Source organism: Geodermatophilus sp. SYSU D00766 (assembly GCF_054049915.1).
The window spans coordinates 91,265-109,396 of record NZ_JBJGYI010000007.1 but is presented as its reverse complement, the minus strand read 5'-3'; the positions used below and the strand labels follow the sequence as shown (position 1 = coordinate 109,396).

General features: G+C 76.7%; 17 protein-coding genes and 1 riboswitch. Of the genes, 10 read left to right on the top strand and 7 right to left on the bottom strand.

Annotated features, from left to right (window positions below):
- Window positions 1-48: 48 nt before the first annotated feature.
- Window positions 49-1,026, bottom strand: a complete 978-nt coding sequence (locus tag ACI8AD_RS08560) for a carbohydrate kinase family protein (RefSeq protein WP_456870105.1) — start codon at window positions 1,024-1,026, stop codon at window positions 49-51.
- Between the two features lie 81 nt (window positions 1,027-1,107).
- Window positions 1,108-1,791 carry a CDP-alcohol phosphatidyltransferase family protein gene (locus tag ACI8AD_RS08555; protein ID WP_456870104.1) on the bottom strand — a complete coding sequence of 228 codons (684 nt, stop codon included), beginning with the start codon at window positions 1,789-1,791 and terminating at the stop codon, window positions 1,108-1,110.
- Window positions 1,792-1,847: 56 nt separating this feature from the next.
- Between ACI8AD_RS08555 and ACI8AD_RS08550 the strand changes: the two genes are divergently transcribed.
- Both ACI8AD_RS08550 and ACI8AD_RS08545 read left to right on the top strand, forming a co-directional pair.
- Window positions 1,848-2,657 (top strand): lipase family alpha/beta hydrolase, encoded by an 810-nt coding sequence (locus tag ACI8AD_RS08550; RefSeq protein ID WP_456870103.1) that lies wholly within the window; start codon window positions 1,848-1,850, stop codon window positions 2,655-2,657.
- Between the two features lie 125 nt (window positions 2,658-2,782).
- Window positions 2,783-3,448: a dihydrodipicolinate synthase family protein gene (locus tag ACI8AD_RS08545; protein WP_456870102.1), complete on the top strand. Its 666-nt coding sequence runs from the start codon at window positions 2,783-2,785 to the stop codon at window positions 3,446-3,448.
- Here the strand turns inward: ACI8AD_RS08545 and ACI8AD_RS08540 are convergent.
- From ACI8AD_RS08540 to ACI8AD_RS08530, 3 genes are read right to left on the bottom strand one after another with little or no spacing between them, the layout of a single operon-like run.
- Window positions 3,385-4,194 (bottom strand): ABC transporter permease, encoded by an 810-nt coding sequence (locus ACI8AD_RS08540; RefSeq protein WP_456870101.1) that lies wholly within the window; start codon window positions 4,192-4,194, stop codon window positions 3,385-3,387. The two genes, ACI8AD_RS08545 and ACI8AD_RS08540, sit on opposite strands and share 64 nt — an antisense overlap.
- Window positions 4,195-4,210: 16 nt before the next feature.
- Window positions 4,211-5,128, bottom strand: coding sequence for an ATP-binding cassette domain-containing protein (locus tag ACI8AD_RS08535; protein ID WP_456870100.1), 918 nt, complete (start codon window positions 5,126-5,128; stop codon window positions 4,211-4,213).
- Window positions 5,125-6,225, bottom strand: coding sequence for a transcriptional regulator (locus tag ACI8AD_RS08530; RefSeq protein WP_456870099.1), 1,101 nt, complete (start codon window positions 6,223-6,225; stop codon window positions 5,125-5,127). Before ACI8AD_RS08530 ends, ACI8AD_RS08535 begins: the two co-directional genes overlap by 4 nt.
- 104 nt (window positions 6,226-6,329) lie before the next feature.
- On the opposite strand from ACI8AD_RS08530, the gene ACI8AD_RS08525 reads away from it, so the two are divergent.
- Window positions 6,330-6,971 (top strand): hypothetical protein, encoded by a 642-nt coding sequence (locus ACI8AD_RS08525; protein WP_456870098.1) that lies wholly within the window; start codon window positions 6,330-6,332, stop codon window positions 6,969-6,971.
- A gap of 10 nt (window positions 6,972-6,981) precedes the next feature.
- On the opposite strand, the gene metF is transcribed toward ACI8AD_RS08525, so the two are convergent.
- A complete protein-coding gene (gene metF, locus ACI8AD_RS08520) occupies window positions 6,982-7,914 on the bottom strand; it encodes a methylenetetrahydrofolate reductase [NAD(P)H] (RefSeq protein ID WP_456870097.1) in 933 nt (310 codons plus the stop codon).
- Window positions 7,915-8,102: 188 nt separating this feature from the next.
- On the opposite strand from metF, the gene ACI8AD_RS08515 reads away from it, so the two are divergent.
- From ACI8AD_RS08515 to ACI8AD_RS08505, 3 genes are read left to right on the top strand one after another with little or no spacing between them, the layout of a single operon-like run.
- On the top strand, window positions 8,103-9,206 hold the full coding sequence (locus ACI8AD_RS08515; RefSeq protein WP_456870096.1) for a polyprenyl synthetase family protein: 1,104 nt from the start codon (window positions 8,103-8,105) through the stop codon (window positions 9,204-9,206).
- A 2-nt stretch (window positions 9,207-9,208) separates the two neighbouring features.
- On the top strand, window positions 9,209-10,702 hold the full coding sequence (gene crtI / locus ACI8AD_RS08510) for a phytoene desaturase family protein (RefSeq protein WP_456870095.1): 1,494 nt from the start codon (window positions 9,209-9,211) through the stop codon (window positions 10,700-10,702).
- Window positions 10,699-11,622, top strand: coding sequence for a phytoene/squalene synthase family protein (locus tag ACI8AD_RS08505; protein WP_456870094.1), 924 nt, complete (start codon window positions 10,699-10,701; stop codon window positions 11,620-11,622). The genes crtI and ACI8AD_RS08505 overlap by 4 nt, the downstream gene beginning before the upstream one ends.
- Before the next feature lie 60 nt (window positions 11,623-11,682).
- Here the strand turns inward: ACI8AD_RS08505 and ACI8AD_RS08500 are convergent, their stop codons facing one another.
- Window positions 11,683-12,021 carry an Rv2175c family DNA-binding protein gene (locus tag ACI8AD_RS08500; protein ID WP_456870093.1) on the bottom strand — a complete coding sequence of 113 codons (339 nt, stop codon included), beginning with the start codon at window positions 12,019-12,021 and terminating at the stop codon, window positions 11,683-11,685.
- Between the two features lie 38 nt (window positions 12,022-12,059).
- A riboswitch (ZMP/ZTP riboswitch) is annotated at window positions 12,060-12,143 on the top strand.
- A 26-nt stretch (window positions 12,144-12,169) separates the two neighbouring features.
- On the opposite strand from ACI8AD_RS08500, the gene ACI8AD_RS08495 reads away from it, so the two are divergent.
- From ACI8AD_RS08495 to ACI8AD_RS08480, 4 genes are all read left to right on the top strand, one after another.
- Window positions 12,170-13,627 carry a glycine hydroxymethyltransferase gene (locus ACI8AD_RS08495; RefSeq protein WP_456870092.1) on the top strand — a complete coding sequence of 486 codons (1,458 nt, stop codon included), beginning with the start codon at window positions 12,170-12,172 and terminating at the stop codon, window positions 13,625-13,627.
- 197 nt (window positions 13,628-13,824) lie between these two features.
- On the top strand, window positions 13,825-15,810 hold the full coding sequence (gene pknB / locus ACI8AD_RS08490) for a Stk1 family PASTA domain-containing Ser/Thr kinase (protein ID WP_456870091.1): 1,986 nt from the start codon (window positions 13,825-13,827) through the stop codon (window positions 15,808-15,810).
- Window positions 15,807-16,691, top strand: coding sequence for a deoxyribonuclease IV (locus ACI8AD_RS08485; RefSeq protein WP_456870090.1), 885 nt, complete (start codon window positions 15,807-15,809; stop codon window positions 16,689-16,691). The genes pknB and ACI8AD_RS08485 overlap by 4 nt, the downstream gene beginning before the upstream one ends.
- Before the next feature lie 238 nt (window positions 16,692-16,929).
- Entirely contained in the window at window positions 16,930-18,111 is a 1,182-nt protein-coding gene (locus ACI8AD_RS08480) for a S8 family peptidase (protein ID WP_456870089.1), read from the top strand.
- Window positions 18,112-18,132 lie beyond the last annotated feature (21 nt).

Here is an 18,132-nt window from a genome sequence, read left to right as displayed (position 1 = left end):
CGCACGTCCTGGCGCCCAGGACGTGCGGATGGCTTCCTATGCCGGGGCTCAGGCCGGCAGGTGCTCGGCCACCTCGGCGGCGGCGTCGTCGCCGAAGGCCGCGGCGAACCGCTCGAGGAAGGGCCCTCGGCGCAGCTCGTACTCCTGCGTGCCGACCACCTCGACGGCCTCGGTGGCCACCGCCGAGCCGAGCTGGGTGGCCCGCTCCAGACCCAGGCCCCACATGCGTCCGGCGATGAAGCCCGCGCGCAGCGCGTCACCGCCCCCGGTGGGCTCGACGGGCTTGGTCTCGGGGACGGCGATGACCTCGATCGGGTCGGCGTCCTGCTGGCGCACCAGCACACCCTGCGCGGCGCGCGTGGTGACCCAGGTGCCGACCCGGCGCAGCACCTCGGGGGCGTCCCAGCCGGTCTTCTGCATGAGCAGCGCCGACTCGTACTCGTTGGTGAACAGCAGGTCCGCGCCGTCGACCAGCTCGCGGATCATCTCGCCGTCGGCCCAGGCCAGCTGCTGGCTGGGGTCGGCGGCGAAGGCGTAGCCGCGGTCCCGGCACTCCTGGGTGTGGCGGACCATCGCCTTGGGGTCGTTGGGCCCGACGACGACGAGGTCGGGGGCGCCCACGCGGCCGCACACCGGGCCGAGCTCGATCTCGCCGGCCTCGCTCATCGCGCCCGAGTAGAACGACGCGATCTGGTTGTTCACCGCGTCGGTGGTGCACACGAAGCGGGCGGTGTGCTTCAGCTCGGACCACCGCACGTCGCGGGTGTCCACGCCGTGGCGGGTCAGCCAGGCGTCGTAGTCGGCGAAGTCGCTGCCCACCGAGCCCACCAGCACCGGCGCGAGACCGAGCAGGCCGAGGCCGTAGGCCATGTTGGCGCCGGCGCCGCCGCGGTGCTGGATGAGGTCGTCGACCAGGAACGACAGCGAGACGTTCTCCATCTGTCCCTCGACGAACTGCTCGGTGAACCGGCCGGGGAACGTCATCAGGTGGTCGGTGGCGATGGAGCCGGTGACGAGGACGGGCACGGGGGCTCCTGGGGTGGGGCGGGCCGACAAAGGGCAGCGCAACCCTAAGAGGCGCGCCGGGCCGCCCGCCCCCCGGCGTCGTCAGTCGGCCAGCGCCCGCCGCAGCGAGACGCCGAGCTGGGCGGTGCCCACCAGTCCCAGTCCGCAGCCGACGGCGGTGCCGACGGTCACCACGAGGGCGGGCCCGCCGTCGACCCCGGCGAGCGCGTCGAGCCCGGTCACGGCGACGATCCCGGCGCCGCCGACGGTGAAGCCGGTCATCGCCACCCGGGTGGGCCGCTCCCACACCGAGATGGACCCGGTCTCGGCGACGCCGGCCTGTCCGGCGCGGGCGCGCAGGTAGTCCGGCAGCCAGCACAGCGCGCCGAAGGCGGCGGCCAGCCAGCCCGGCGCCCCGGCCACCCACAGGGCGACGGCGTAGCCGGCCTCGGTCAGCCGGTCGACGGCGGAGTCGAGGACGTAGCCGCGGCGCGAGGCCCGCCCGCCGGCCAGTGCGAGCGCGCCGTCGAGGGAGTCGAGCAGGCCGGACAGCCCGACCAGCAGGCCCACTGCCACCAGCCACCCGCCGCCGGCCAGCGCCGGGCCGATCGCCGACAGCGCCACGAGCAGGCCCAGCGCGGTCGCGGCGATCGGCGGCAGCCAGGACAGCGCGCGGGCGAGCGTGTAGGCCAGCACCAGCCAGCCGCGCACCAGGCGGCTGGCCGCGGGATCGGTGCCGCCGTGCCACCGCGACCACTCGGCGAGGTACTCGTCGCGGCTCAGCACGGGCGCAGTCTCCCCCAGCGCCGCCGCCGGCCGGCCGGACCGGGGACAGTGGAGCCGTGCTCGCCGGCCTCGCCCCCGCCCGCCGCCGCCTGCTGCTCGTCCTGCTCGCGCTCGTCGTCGCGGCTGCCGTCGCCGCCACGGGCCTGCTGGTCGCCGGCCGGGGCGAGGACGGCGCGGCGGCGGCTCCCGTGTCGCAGGAGGAGCCCGGCCCGGTGCTGCTCGTGCCGGGCTACGGGGGCGGTACCGGGTCGCTGTCGTCGCTGGCCGAACGGCTGACCGCCGAGGGCCGCGACGCCACCGTCGTCGCGCTGCCCGGCGACGGCACCGGTGACCTCGCCGCGGCGGCCGACGCTCTGGGCCAGGCCGTCGACGCGGCGCTGGCGCGCACCGGGGCGGGCAGCGTCGACGTCGTCGGCTACTCCGCCGGCGGGGTGGTCGCCCGGCTGTGGGCCGCCGACGGCGGCGCCGACGTCGCCCGGCGGGTGGTCACCCTCGGCTCGCCGCACCACGGCACCACGCTCGCCGACCTCGCCCTCACCCTCGCCCCCGGCCAGTGCCCCGACGCCTGCCAGCAGCTAGCCACCGACAGCGAGCTGCTGGCCGGGCTCAACGACGGCGACGAGACGCCGGACGGGCCCACCTGGGTGTCGATCTGGACGGCGCAGGACGAGACGGTCACCCCGCCGGAGTCCGCCCGCCTCGAGGGCGCGCTCGGGCTCCCGGTGCAGTCGGTGTGCAGCGGCGCGCAGGTGGGGCACGGCGACCTGCCCCGCGACCCGCTGGTGCAGGCGATGGTGCTGGCCGAGCTCGCGCCGGGCGACCCCGTGCCGCTCGGTCCCGCCGATTGCGCCCGCCTGGGCGGCTGAGGGGGGTCGGCGCACGATCAGGTGACCTGATCGTGCGGCGTCCTCCCTCGCGGTGGGACGTGCGGGAGGACGCGCTGCGGCGAGGGAGGACGGCGCCGCGGGTCGCCGTCGCCAGGTTGCCGACCGTGCCGCCCGCCGACTCCCACCGCCCGTTCGGGACCCTCCTGACCGCGATGGTCACGCCCATGACCGACGACGGCGCGGTCGACCTCGACGCCGCCGCCGCGCTCGCCGTCCACCTGGTCGACCACGGTCACGACGGCCTGGTCGTCAACGGCACCACCGGCGAGGCCCCGACCACCACCGACGACGAGAAGGCCGACCTCGTGCGGGTGGTCGCCGACGCGGTCGGAGGCCGTGCCGCGGTCGTCGCCGGGGCCGGCTCGAACGACACCCGGCACGCCGTCGCCACGGCCCGGCGGGCCGCCGACGCCGGCGCCACCGGGCTGCTGGCGGTCACGCCGTACTACTCCCGCCCCTCGCAGGACGGCGTCGTCGCGCACCTCACCGCCGTCGCCGACGCCACCGACCTGCCCGTGCTGCTCTACGACGTGCCGGCCCGCACCGGCGTGCGGCTGACGCCTTCCTCCTACCACCGGCTCGCCGCGCACCCGCGGGTGGTGGCGGTCAAGGACGCCACCGGCGACGTCCCGGCCGCCACCCGGCTGGTCGCCGACACGGGACGCCGAGGTCGCCGAGGTCCGGGCCGGACTGGCCGCCGCGGGCCTCAGCTCGTGACGTCCTTGGTGGTGAAGTTGGCCCACGCCGCGGTGAGCAGCACGCCGACGTAGACCCCCTGCAGCGCCAGCCCGCGGACGACGTCGCGCCACAGCACGGGGTCGCGGAAGAGGTCGACGAAGGCCAGCCAGTAGCGCGTGGGCAGGTAGGGCGCGATCGGCGAGGCGGCGTCGAGGGTGAACAGCAGCGACGAGGTGACCAGCACCGCCAGCGCACCGAGCGCGGCGGCCAGCGGCGAGTCGGTGAGCGTGGAGAAGAACAGCCCGAACGCGGCGACGCCGAGCATCGACACCGCGACGTACCCGATGGCCAGCAGCGTCCGGCCGGCCAGCTCCTCGGTGCTCAGCGACGTCCCCGACACCGACGTCCCGGCCGCCGGCCGCGCCTCGAACAGCACCGAGCCGACGACGTACCCGACGAGCGCCACGACGACGACGGTGACGAGGACGAAGGCCATCACCGCGACGAGCTTGGCGACCAGCAGCCGCGTGCGGCCGACCGGGCGGGCGAGCAGGTAGCGCAGCGTCCCGGCCTGCGCCTCCCCGGCGACGGCGTCCCCACTCACCACCGCGACGGCGATCGGCAGGAACAACGGCAGCACGATCGCCAGCGCCGCCAGCGGGAACAGCGCCCCGTTGGTCAGCACCGCCGAGAGGAACGGCGGCCCCTCCCCCGGCCGCGGCGCCAGGTCGGTCAGCCGCAGCAGCACGGCCACCAGCACCGGCAGCGCGTTGAGGACGGCGATGGTGACCCAGGTGCGGGGCCGGCCGAAGGTCTTGCGCAGCTCCGTGCCGATCACACCAGCTCCCTGCCGATCACGGCCGCGCCACCCGGTCGGCGCTGGTGCCCGCCGCGGCGAGCACGACCTCCTCCAGCGTCGGCCGCTGCAGCGACAGCCCGCGCACCGGGACGCCGGCGCCCACCAGCAGCGCGTTGACCTCCGCCGGGTCCGGCCCGCGCACCACGACGCGGCCGCCGTCGGCGGCGAGCACCCGCCCGTCGAGCACCGCGCGCACCCGCTCCGGCGCCGGGGTGTCGACGACGGTGGCGCCGGTGGGCGCGGTGAGCCGGGCCAGCTCGTCCTGCAGCACCAGCCGGCCCCGGTCGAGCACCCCGACCCGGGTGCACAGCTGCTCGACCTCGGCGAGCAGGTGGCTGGAGAGGAACACCGTCGTCCCGCCGCGGTGCAGGTCCAGCAGCAGCGCGCGCACCTCGGCGATGCCCTGCGGGTCCAGGCCGTTCGTCGGCTCGTCGAGCACCAGCAGCTCCGGGCGGCGCAGCAGCGCACCGGCCAGGCCCAGCCGCTGCCGCATGCCGAGGGAGTAGGCGCCCACCGGCCGCCGGCCCACCCCGCCGAGGCCGACCTGGTCGAGCGCGTCGGCGATCCGCCGCCGGCGGTCGCGCCGGCGCCCGCCCGGGCCGGCGGCGTCGAGCAGCGCCAGGTTGGCCGCGCCGGACAGGTGCCGGTGGTGCGCCGGACCCTCGATCAGCGCGCCCACGCGCGGCAGCACCCGCCGCCCGGCGCGCGGCATGCGCCCGCCGAGCAGCTCGACCTCGCCGCGGGTGGGCAGCACCAGCCCGAGCAGCATCCGCACCGTCGTCGTCTTGCCCGAGCCGTTGGCGCCGAGGAAGCCGTAGACGTCGCCGGCGCGGACGTCGAGGTCGATCCCGTCGACGGCGCGCACCCGGCCGAACTGCTTGACCAGCCCCCGGGTGCTGATCACCGCGGTCACGGCGCCCCGCCGGGCACCTGCCCGGCGGCCTCGGCGAGCGCGTCGAGGGTCACCGTCCCGGTGAGGACGTAGGTGCCCCGGCCGGGCCGCTCGACGAGCATCAGGCCCAGCGGCCCGGCCGCCACGCGCACGTCCCGGCGGTCGACGACGGCGTCGGGGCTCGCCCGCACGGCCCCCTGCAGCCCGCGGGCCAGCCGGGCCGGGACGGGAGCGACGGCGAGCAGCGTGACCCCGCGGCCGTACACCCCGACCGACGACGGCGCGCCCGCGAGCGTGCGGCGCGGCAGCCCGGCGAGCTCGGCGGGCAGCGGCACCTCGGCGAGCCGGCGGTCGGCCTCGGCCAGCAGCCCCTCGGCGTCGCGCCCGGGCCGCACCCGCGCGCCGTCCGGCGGGCTGAACGCCACGACGTCGGCCGGGGGTGCGGTGAGGTCGAGGTCGAGGAAGCGGGTGTCGAGCGCGGGGACCGAGGCGCCGTCGGCCAGCACCTGCACCGCGAGCGGCAGGCCGGTGGCCGCGTCGGCCCACACGTCGACCCGCGCGACCGACGCCGCCGGCGCGGCGGGCACCAGCCGCAGGCCGAGCGCGTCGCGGCCGGCGACCCGGCGGGCGCCGGTGCGCGACAGCTCGCCGTCGTCGGCCTCCGACAGCAGCCGCCGGCCGAGCGCGGCGGGGACCAGGTCCGGCGGGGCGGGCAGCGCGAGCGGTGCGGGGCCGGTCCGCTCGGCGGTGGCCGACTCGAACTCCCACGTCCAGGTGCCGGCGGGGTCGACGTGCAGGCCGGTCTCCCCCGCCGCGGTGACGACGTCGACCCGGTGCTCGTCCTCCCCGCGCCACCACACCCGCAGCTGCACCCGGTCGCTGAGCAGGTCGGCGACGGCGGGCAGCTGGTCGCTGACCGGGAGGCTCAGCCCGCCGGCCGAGACGGCGTAGCCGGAGAACCCGACGCTGGCGCTGGCCAGCACGGCGTCGCGCAGGTCGGGCGCGGAGACGTCGGCGTCGTCGGCCGGGAGCGCGGCGACGACGGCGGGCAGGGCGCACAGGCCGGCGACCAGCGCGGCGAGCACCGCCCACCGGCGGCCGCGGCCGTACCCCGACATGCCGGCCACGCTACGAGCGGCCCGCAACCGGCGACGTCGCGCGACGGTGTGCGCGGCCGCCGGACCACGCATGGGCCGACCGCACCGCCGGGTACCCCTCCCGCATGGCCCCTCCCCTCAGCGACGCCGTCGTCGTCGACGTCCTGCGCCGGCTCGACCGGCTCACCGCGCCCCTCGTGCAGCGGCTGGGCCGCCCGCCCGAGCTGCCGCCCGCCGAGCGGGACGACTGGTGGGCCGACCGGGCGTCGCGGGTGGCCGCGGCCGCCGGCGGGCTGCCGCGGCTGACCGGGCGGCTGGCCGACCTGCTCCCGCTGCAGAACACCGTCGGGACGGCGGTGCAGTCGCTGGTGGTGCTGGGTGTCGCCGGTGAGCACGGGGTCACCGACCCGGCCGAGCGGGTGTCGCTGCTGTCGAAGGTGCTGCTCGGCCGCGACCTGCCGCCCGACCGGGTCCGGCCGCTGCTGGAGCGGGTGCGCGGCGCCTACACCGAGGCCGCCATCGGCGCCCGCGAGGAGCGCTCGGGGCTGTCCGGGGCCGTGCGCACCATCTGGCGGGCGTCGCGGCTGCTGTCCCGCATCGACGAGGCGCTCGACGCCCGCCCGAAGGGCGGCCTCGGTGCCCGGGCGCTGGCCCAGCTGCCCGTCGTCGGCGTCGTCGGCGGCTACGCGGCCGAGCGGGTGGCCCTGCGGCGCGCGGCGCGGATGACGGCGGACCTCCTCGAGCCCGGCCGCCCCGTGTCGGTCTGACCGACCGGTCTCAGGTGCTCGCGGCCAGCGTCGAGGGCACCGCGGTGCCGGTGCCGGGGTCGGTGAGGTTGGCGTGCACCTCACGCGTCGCCGTCGACCGGTTCATGGTGATGAAGTGGATGCCCGGCACGCCCTCGTCGAGCAGCCGCCGGCACATCGCCGTCGCCACCTCGACGCCGAAGGCGCGCACCGCCGCCTTGTCCTCGGATGCGTCGCCGTCGAGCTCGGCGAAGCGGGCGGCGAGGTCCTCGGGGAACGCCTGGCCCGACAGCTGCACGATGCGGGTGATCTGCCGGACGTTGGTCACCGGCATCACCCCGGCGATCACCGGGACGTCGCAGCCGCGGGCGGCCACCCGGTCGCGCAGCCGCAGGTAGTCCTCGACGCGGAAGAACATCTGCGTGATGGCGAAGTCCGCCCCGGCGCGGCACTTGCGCACGAACATCTCGACGTCGGTGTCGAAGTCCGGCGACCGCGGGTGCCGCTCGGGGAACGCCGCCACGCCGACGGAGAAGTCGCCCATCGAGCGGATGAGCCCCACCAGCTCCGAGGCGTACTCCAGCCCCTGCGGGTGGCGCACCCACTCCGCCTGCGGGTCGGCACCCGGCGGGTCCCCGCGCAGCGCCAGGAGGTTGCGCACCCCGGCGGCGGCCAGCCGGCTGACCACGTGCCGCAGCTCGGCGACCGAGTGGTCGACGGCGGTCAGGTGCGCCAGCGGGGTCATCGTCGTCTCCGCGGCGATCCGCTCGGTGACCGCGACGGTGCCCTCCCGCGTCGAGCCGCCGGCCCCGTAGGTGACCGACACGAACGACGGCCGCAGCGGCTCCAGCCGGCGCAGCGCCGTCCACAGCTGGGCCTCGCCCTCGGGCGTCTTCGCGGGGAAGAACTCGAAGGACCAGGTCGGCCGGGAGGTCGCGAGCAGCTCGCGGACGCTGGCGGTCACGGGGTCCGAGGGTACGGCCGTCCCCGCCCGCCGCCCTGCATCCGCCCGTGCCGTCCGGGGAGAAGAGCACCGGTACCGGCAGCGAAGGGCAGGAGGTCCCCGTGGGTCGAGACCCGAACAGGACGCGTGCGACTCGGTGGGGCGATACTGGCCGGGTGATCAGCGGCGCTGCGGAGCAGCGAGGGTCCGTGGTCCGGCCGCTGCCGCCCTCCCTGGCGGCCGCCGACCTCGACCGGATCCGGGGCGCGGTCTCCGCCGCGCTCACCGGGTTCCTCGAGGAGCAGCGGGCCACGCTGGCCGGGATGGACCGCTCCCTCACCCCCGTCGTCGACGAGGTCTGCGCCCTGGCCGACGGCGGCAAGCGGCTGCGCCCGGCCTTCGCCTACTGGGGCTGGCGCGGCGTGGCCGAGGACGTCACCGGCCCGGCCGAGGACGACGCCGCGGTGCTGCGCGCCGTCGCCGCCCTGGAGTTCGTGCACGCCAGCGCGCTGGTCCACGACGACGTGATGGACGGCGCGCTGACCCGCCGCGGCCGCCCCGCCACGCACGTCGGCTTCGCCGCCCGCCACGGCGACGGCGGCCTGTCCGGCGACGGCGACTCCTTCGGTGTCGGCGCGGCGATCCTCGTCGGCGACCTCGCGCTGGTCTGGTCCGACGAGCTGCTGCGCCGCTCCGGCATCTCCGGTCCCGCGCTGTCCCGCGCCCGGTCGGTCTGGGACACCATGCGCACCGAGGTCACCGCCGGGCAGTACCTCGACCTGCTGCGCGCCGCCGGCGGCCTGCCCGGCCCGCAGGGCGCGCTCACGGTCGCCCGCTACAAGAGCGCCGGCTACACGGTGCAGCGCCCCCTGCAGCTCGGTGCCGCGCTGGCCGGCGCCGGTCCGCGCGCCGCCGACGTCTACACCGCCATCGGCCTGCCGCTGGGCGAGGCGTTCCAGCTGCGCGACGACGTCCTCGGCGTCTTCGGCGACCCGGCGGTCACCGGCAAGTCCGCCGACGACGACCTGCGCGAGGGCAAGCAGACGCTGCTCGTCGCGCTGGCCGAGGAGCGCGCCGACGCCGACGGGCTGCGGCTGCTGCGCGAGTGCCTCGGCGACCCCGACTGCGACGACGCCGCCCTCGACGCGCTGCGCCGGCTCATCGAGGACACCGGCGCCCGCGCCCGGGTGGAGGAGCGCATCACCGAGCGCACCGCCACCGCCCGCGCCGCGATCGCCGCCGCCCCGATCGCCGCGGAGGCCCGCGCCGCCCTCGACGCGCTCGCCGTGGCCGCGACCTCCCGGACCGCCTGAGCGTGCGCACCGTCCCCGGGGCGACCGACCGGGTCGTCGTGATCGGCGCGGGCCTGGCCGGGCTCGCGACGGCGCTGCGGCTGCGCGGCGCCGGCCGCGAGGTCACCGTCGTCGAGCGCGCCGACGGCCCCGGCGGGCGGGCCGGCGTCGTCGCCCGTGACGGGTACGTCCTCGACACCGGCCCGTCGGTGTTCACCGCCCCGGAGCTGGTGGCCGACACGCTGGCCGCCGTCGGCGAGCGGCTGGAGGACCGGCTGACGCTGGTCCCCCTGCAGACCACCTACCGGGCGCAGTTCGCCGACGGCTCGCACCTCGACGTGCACGCCGACGTCGACGCCTTCGCCGCGGAGGTCGAGGCGCTGGCCGGCCCGGCCGAGGCCGCCGCGCTGCGCCGCTACCTCGCCGACCTCGCCGAGCTCTACCGGCTGCAGCTGACCACGTTCATCGACCGCAACCTCGACACCCCGCTGGACCTGCTCGGCCCCGAGCTGTGGGCGCTGGCCCGCCGCGGCGGGTTCGGCCGGCTGTCGAGCCACGTGGCGCGGTTCTTCGACGACGACCGGCTGCGCCGGCTGTTCAGCTTCCAGGCCCTCTACGCCGGCGTCTCGCCGTTCCGGGCCATCGCCGCCTACGCCGTCATCGCCCAGCTCGACATCGGCGCCGGCGTCTGGCACCCGGTGGGCGGGATCGGCGCGGTGCCGCGGGCGATGGCCGCCGCCGCGGCCGACGCCGGCGTGGTGTTCCGGTACGGCGCGACCGTCGAGCAGCTGGAGCTGCGCGGCCGGCGGGTGAGCGGCGTGTGCCTCGAGGGCGGGGAGCGGCTGCCGGCCGACGCCGTCGTCGTCACCACCGACGCGCCCGAGCGGCTGGTGCCCGGCCTCGCCCGCCGCCGCCGGCCGGTCTACTCGCCCTCCTGCGTGACCCTGCACCTCGGCGTGCGCGGCGAGCTGCCCGGCCAGGCGCACCACACGATCAGCTTCGGCGCGGCCTGGCGGCAGGTGTTCGACGAGCTCACCCGCGACGGCCGGCCGATGAGCGACCCCAGCCTGCTGGTGAGCATGCCGTCGGTCACCGACCGGTCGCTCGCGCCCGACGGCGGGCAGGTGCTCAGCGTGGTCGCGCCGGCGCCGAACCTCGACCCGCACTCGGGCGGCAACCCCGGCATCGACTGGGACGCGCTGACCCCGCGCTACCGCGAGGAGGTCCTCGGCGTGCTGGAGGCCCGCGGCTGGACCGGACTGACCGACGCGATCGAGGTGGAGCACGTGGACACCCCGCTGACCTGGGCCCGGCAGGGCATGGCGGCCGGCACGCCGTTCGCGCTGGCCCACACCTTCGGGCAGACCGGCCCGTTCCGGACGCCCACGCTGCCCCGCCGCGGGCCGGAGAACGTGGTGCTGGCCGGCTCGTCGGTGCAGCCCGGCGTCGGCGTCCCGATGGTGGTCGTCTCCGGCCGGCTGGCCGCCGAGCGGATCACCGGACCGGTGCCGGCATGACCGCCACCGAGCGGCCCCTCACCCAGGTCGAGCGGCAGGAACGCCTCGACGCCGCCTACCGGTACTGCGCGGCGGTCAACGCCGAGCACGGCAAGAGCTACCACCTGGCCACCCGGCTGCTCACCGCCGACCGGCGCCCGGCGATCCACGCGCTCTACGCCGCGGCGCGCACCGCCGACGACCTCGTCGACCACCCCGGCGCCGACCCCGAGGCCGACCTCGCCGACTGGTCCCGGGCGCTGCTGGCCGAGCTGGAGGCCGGCTGGTCCGACGACCCCGTGCGGCTGGCCACGGTGCACACCTTCCGCCGGTACGCCATCCCGGTCGAGCACCTCGTCGACTTCCTCGCCGCGATGACCAGCGACCTCACCGTCACCGGCTACGCCGACATGGACGCCCTCGACCGGTACATGTGGGGCTCGGCGTCGGTGATCGGCCTGCAGGTGCTGCCCGTGCTCGGCACCGCGCCCGGCGTCGCCCGGGAGGAGGCCGCGCCGCACGCGGTCGCGCTGGGCGAGGCGTTCCAGCTGACCAACTTCCTGCGCGACGTCGCCGAGGACGTCGACCGCGGCCGGGTGTACCTGCCCGCCGACGTCATGGCCGCCCACGGCGTGACCCGCGAGCAGCTCGAGGCCAAGCGGTACGACGCCCGGTTCCGGGCGCTGATGCAGGAGATGGTCGCGATCGTGCGCCGCCGCTACGACGACGCCGCGCCCGGGACGCCGATGCTCGCCCCGGAGTCCCGCGACTGCGTGCGTGCCGCCACCGCGCTCTACGGCGGCATCCTCACCGAGATCGAGCGCGCCGACTTCCGCGTGCTCGACCGCCGGGTGACGGTGTCCAAGCCGCGCCGGCTGGGGATCTTCGCCCGCCGCCTCGCGAGCGCCCAGGCCGTCCGCCTCCGCACCCGCCCGGCATAGGAAGCTCTGCGCACGTCTGCGCTGCCGAGACGTGCGCAGAGCTTCCTCTGCCCCGTCCCGTCAGAACGCGAGGGCCTGGGCGCGCCGGGTGACCTCGGTGTGCCGGTCCCCGCGCAGCGCCTCCACCGGCGTGCCCGGCAGCGACTCGTCGTCCCGGAACAGCCAGTCGAAGACCTCGGCGTCGCTGAACCCGCCGTCCCGCAGCACGGTGATCAGCCCCGGCAGGTGCTTGAGGACGGCCCCGTCCTGGAGGAAGTCGGCGGGGATGCGGCTGTTGCCGCTGCCCGGCACCGCCATGAGCTTCCCCTCGCGGACGAGCTGGCGGACCTTGTTGGGCGAGACCCCGAGGACGTCGGCGACCTCGGCGGGGGTGAGCGTCTGCACGCGGTCGGACTGCACGTGCCGAGCCTAGGACGCCGGCCGGGCGGCTAGGATCGGCAGCGGGCCGTGACTGGCGCATCGAGGTGGGGCACCACCGGGGAGCGGCCTGGACTCCCCCGCCGGGCGCCTGGGCAGAGCCGACCACCGACCGCGCAGGAGCCCTCGCATGACCGACGTGACCCCCGCCTTCGACGCCACCGCGGCGTCCACCGCCTACCGCAGCGCCCTGTCGGTCATCGCCGAGGTGGAGCCGCGGGTCGCCGACGCGATCGGCGCCGAGCTCGCCGACCAGCGCGCCTCCCTGAAGCTCATCGCCAGCGAGAACTACGCCTCGCCCGCGGTGCTGCTGACCATGGGCAACTGGCTGTCGGACAAGTACGCCGAGGGCACCGTCGGGCACCGCTTCTACGCCGGCTGCCAGAACGTCGACACCGTCGAGGCGCTCGCCGCCGAGCACGCCCGCGAGCTGTTCGGCGCCCCGCACGCCTACGTGCAGCCGCACTCGGGCATCGACGCCAACCTGGTCGCCTTCTGGGCGGTGCTGGCCCAGCGGATCGAGTCCCCCGCGCTCGAGCGCGCCGGCGTGCGGCACGTCAACGACCTCACCGACGAGGACTGGGCCACGCTGCGGCACGCCCTGGGCGACCAGCGGATGCTCGGCATGAGCCTCGACGCCGGCGGCCACCTGACCCACGGGTTCCGCCCGAACATCAGCGGCAAGATGTTCGCCCAGTCCTCCTACGGCACCGACCCGGAGACCGGGCTGCTCGACTACGACGCCGTCCGCGCCCGCGCGCGGGAGTTCCGCCCGCTGATCCTCATGGCCGGCTACTCCGCCTACCCGCGCCGGGTCGACTTCGCGAGGATGCGCGAGATCGCCGACGAGGTGGGCGCCACGCTCGTCGTCGACATGGCGCACTTCGCCGGCCTGGTCGCCGGGAAGGTCTTCACCGGCGACTTCGACCCGGTGCCGCACGCCCACGTGGTCACCAGCACCAGCCACAAGTCGCTGCGCGGCCCGCGCGGCGGGTTCGTGCTCTGCCAGCCCGAGTACGCCGACGCCGTCGACCGCGGCTGCCCGATGGTGCTCGGCGGGCCGCTGCCGCACGTGATGGCCGCCAAGGCGGTCGCCTTCGCCGAGGCCCGCCGTCCGCAGTTCGCCGGCTACGCGCAGACCGTCGTCGACAACGCCGTCGCCCTGGCCGAGGGGCTGTCGCGCCGCGGCGCCCGGCTGGTCACCGGCGGCACCGACAACCACCTCGTGCTGCTCGACGTCTCCACCTTCGGGCTCACCGGCCGCCAGGCGGAGTCGGCCCTGCTCGACGCCGGCATCGTCACCAACCGCAACGCGATCCCGGCCGACCCGAACGGCGCCTGGTACACCTCCGGCGTCCGGCTGGGCACCCCGGCGCTGACCACCCGCGGCTTCGGCGCGGCGGAGTTCGACCGCACCGCCGAGCTCGTCGTTGACGTGCTCACCCACACCAGCCCGACGGCGACGCGGGACGGGTCCCCCTCGAAGGCGAAGTACGCCGTCGACGGCGGCGTGGCCGACAAGACCCGCGCGGCCGCCGCCGAGCTGGTCGCCGCCCACCCGCTCTACCCGGGCCTCGACCTCGCCTGAGCCGCGCCGGCCCGGGATCAGGTGACCTGATCGTCGGGCGTCCTCCCGCACGTCCCACCGTGAGGGAGGACGCCGCACGATCAGGTCACCTGATCCCCGCGGGCCCTCCCGTGACCGGTGTGACGGGAGGGTGTGGCCGACCGTTCCCCTGCGCGTCTGCCGACCGCTCGGGCGGAGGTCGCTCCTAGACTCGGCGTGTGGACACCGCCGTGACCGACCCCGTGGTCGGCTGCGTCCTCGAGGGGCGCTACCGCCTCGAGGAGCGGCTGGCGCGCGGCGGCATGTCCACCGTCTACGCCGCCACCGACCTGCGGCTGCACCGCACCGTCGCGGTCAAGGTCATGGCCGAGCACCTCGCGCACGACCCGACGTTCGTCGGCCGCTTCACCCGCGAGGCGCGCGCCGCGGCGATGCTCAGCCACCCCAACGTCGTCTCGGTCAGCGACCAGGGCAGCGACCAGGGCCTGGTGTTCCTCGTCATGGAGCTGGTCCGCGGCCGCACGCTGCGCGACCTGCTGCAGGCCCGCGGCCGGCTCACCGTGGCCGAGGCGTTCGCCGTCCTCGAGCCGGTGCTGTCCGGGCTGGCCGCCGCCCACCGCGCCGGCATCGTGCACCGCGACGTCAAGCCCGAGAACGTGCTCATCGGCCACGACGGCACCGTCAAGGTCGCCGACTTCGGCCTGGCGCGCGCCGTCGTCGGCACCGGCCAGACCAGCCACACCGGCGGGATGCTCATCGGCACCGTCGCCTACCTCTCCCCCGAGCAGCTCGAGCGCGGCCGCGCCGACGCCCGCAGCGACGTCTACGCCGCCGGCCTGGTGCTGTTCGAGATGCTCACCGGCCACCCGCCCTACGGCGGCGACACCCCGCTGGCGGTGGCCTACCAACACGTGCACCACGACGTCCCCGTGCCGTCGGCGGAGGTGCCCGGCGTGCCGTGGCAGGTCGACGAGCTGGTCACCCGCACCACCCGCCGCGAGCCCGCCGTCCGGCCGCTGGACGCCGGGGCGTTCCTCGCCGACCTCGAGGACGTGCGCACCGACCTGGGCCTGGCCCGGGTTCCGGTGCCCACCGGCCGCAGCTCCGCCGGCCCGGCCACCATCCGCCCGACCAACCGCCCGCCCCGCCGGCAGCAGACCGAGCCGGGTGCCGCCGACCCCGGCACCGAGGTGCTCGGCGGCGGCCGGTCCGCGCGCGGCGGGCGCACCAGCATGCTGCCCGGCATGGGCGCCGGCCCGACCACCGACGTCGGCGGCCGCCGGCCGGCCCCCGCCGTGCGGCCGGGCCTGGCCCCGCACCTGCGCCGCCGCCGCGCGCGGCTCGCGCTGGCCGTCGTGCTGCTGCTGGCGGTCACCGTGGGCGCGGTCGGCTGGTGGATGGGCTCGGGCCGCTGGACCCAGGTGCCCTCGCTCGTCGGCGCCGACCGCTCCGCGGCCGAGGACCTGCTGCAGGAGGCGGGCCTCGACCCGGTGTTCCTCGACGAGCAGTTCAGCGAGACCGTGCCCGAGGGCGAGGTCATCTCCGCCGACCCCGACGGCGGGGAGGCCATCCGCGGCACCGACGTCGAGCTGGTCGTGTCCCGGGGACCCGAGCGGTTCACCGTCCCGGCGGAGCTCGTCGGCCAGCCGGTGGAGGCGGTGCGCGAGGCGCTGAAGAACATCGCCGTCGTCCCCACCGAGGTGCCGGACTACGACGACGAGGTGCCGGTCGGGTCGGTCACCGGCTTCGACCCCGAGCCCGGCACCGAACTGCGCCGCGACCAGCCGGTCACCGTCTACGTCAGCCGCGGCCGCGCGCCGGTCGACGTGCCGAACGTCATCGGCCAGGCCGGCGACGCCGCGCAGTCCAACCTGGAGTCGCTGGGCTTCACCGTCGCCCGCACCGAGGGCCGCAGCGCCGACGTCGGCACCGGCCAGGTCATGGCGGTGACGCCGGCGCCGGGCCAGGAGGCGCCCTACGGGAGCGAGGTGACCATCCAGGTCTCGGTCGGTGTCCCGCAGGTCACCGTCCCCGACGTGACCGGTCAGCGCGCCTCCGACGCGGTCGCCGCGCTGGAGGCGGCGGGGCTGGGGGTCACCACGTCGACCTTCATCACCGGCGACCGGGTGTACCGGCAGAGCCCGGGCGGGGGCACCGTCGTCGACCAGGGCAGCGAGGTCAGCCTGCTGCTCAGCTTCGGGTGAGCGCGACCCCCGTCGGCGCGCACGTCCAGGTGGCCGGGGGCCTGGCCACCGGCGGGCTGCGCTACACCGACGACGTCGGCGCGCAGGCCGTGCAGGTCTTCGTCGGCAACCCGCGCGGCTGGAAGCGCAGCGCCGGCGACCCCGCGCAGGACGCCGCCTTCGTCGAGGGCCTGGCCGAGCGCGGCGTGCCGTCGTTCGTGCACACGCCGTTCCTGGTCAACGTCGGCTCCCCGACGCCGGCCACCGTCGACCGCTCGATCGAGACCATCGCCGCCGACCTCGCCCGCGGCGTGCAGCTCGGCGTGCGCGGCGTCGTCGTCCACGCGGGGTCCGCCGTCGACGAGGACCGCTACGAGGCCGCGCTGCGCCAGCTGCACGAGCGGCTGCTGCCGGTGCTCGACGCGCTCCCCGACGCCGGCCCGCGGCTGCTGGTCGAGCCCACCGCTGGCGGCGGCCGGTCGCTGGCGGCCACCGTCGAGGATCTCGGGCCCTACCTCGCCGCGCTCGACTGGCACCCGCGGGTCGGCGTCTGCCTGGACACCTGCCACGCCTGGGCGGCCGGGCACGACCTGGCCACCCCCGGCGGGACGACGGCGACGCTCGACGCGCTCACGGCCACCGTCGGCCCCGGCCGGCTCGGGCTGGTGCACGCCAACGACTCCCTCGACGAGCGCGGGTCCCGGCGCGACCGGCACACCACGATCGGCGAGGGGTCGATCGGGGTGGCCGCCTTCGCCGAGCTCATGGCGCACCCGTCGCTGGCCGGGGTTCCGGTCGTCGTCGAGACCCCCAGCGCCGACCGCGGCCACGCCCGCGACATCGCCCTGCTCCGCGCGCTGCGCGACGGCCACCCGTTGTCCGAGGCGGCCTCCGCCGCCTGAGCCGCGGCCCTCGTCGTCGAGATCGCGTGATCTCGACGGCTCAGAGGCCCGGGGACGTCGAGATCCGGTGATCTCGACGGAGGACGGAGGGGACCCCCACCGCGGCGCGCCCGGGGAGCGGACACGCCGTGCTGACCCTGCGCTTTCGCCGCTTCACTTGCGGTGATCTACGACACCGCGTTGGCTCGGAACACCTCGCGGCCGCCCGGCCGCGGGGAGCCTCACCGAGGAGCCGTCCTTGCCCACTCGTCGCACCCTGGCCGTCGGGATCGTCGCCGCCCTGGCGACCGCCGGCCTCGGCGTCACCGCGAGCCCCGCCGCGGCCGCACCGCCCGACGGCGGCCCGCGCGCCACCTACGTCGTCACCGTCGACCGCTCGACCCTCCCCGCCCAGGCGGCGGAGCGGGCCCGCGGGCTCGGCGGGCGGGTCGACCACGTCTACACCGCCGCGCTCACCGGCTACGCCGTGACCCTGCCGGAGGCCGCCGCGAGCCGGCTGGCCGAGCTGCCGGGCGTGGTCTCCGTCGAGCGCGACCGGGTGGTCACCGTCGGGGCCACGCAGACGAACGCACCGTGGGGTCTGGACCGCACCGACCAGCGCGACCTGCCGCTCAGCACGACCTACGGCTACACCGCGACCGGCAGCGGCGTCACCGCCTACGTCATCGACACCGGCATCAACGTCGCCCACACCGACTTCGGCGGCCGGGCGGTGTCCGGCTACGACGCCGTCGACGGCGGGTCGGCCGACGACTGCAACGGGCACGGCACCCACGTCGCGGGCACGGTCGGCGGCACGCAGTACGGCGTGGCCAAGGGCGTGAGCCTGGTCGGCGTCCGGGTGCTCGGCTGCGACGGCAGCGGCACCACCTCCGGCGTCGTCGCGGGCATCGACTGGGTGACCGCCCACCACCAGGCCGGCGCCCCGGCGGTGGCCAACATGAGCCTCGGCGGCGGCGCCAGCACCGCGATCGACACCGCGGTGCGCAACTCGATCGCCGACGGCGTCACCTACGCGGTCGCGGCGGGCAACGGCAACTCCGCCGGCGTGGCGCAGGACGCCTGCGCCTCCTCCCCCGCTCGGGTGCCCGCGGCGCTCACCGTCGGCGCGACCGACCGCACCGACACGGCGGCGTCGTTCAGCAACTACGGCTCCTGCGTCGACCTGCTCGCCCCCGGCGTGGGGATCACCAGCGCCTGGTACACCGGCACGACGGCGACCAACACGATCAGCGGGACGTCGATGGCCACGCCACACGTGGCCGGGGTCGCCGCGCTCTACCTGTCGGGGAACCGCTCCGCGACGCCGGCCGCGGTGGCCGCCCAGCTGAACGGCACGGCCACGACGAACCACGTGAAGCTCTCCCGCACGGCCGAGCGGGCCGGCACGCCGAACCGGCTGCTGTTCGGCGCCTACTGATCCGCGGCACGACGACGGCCG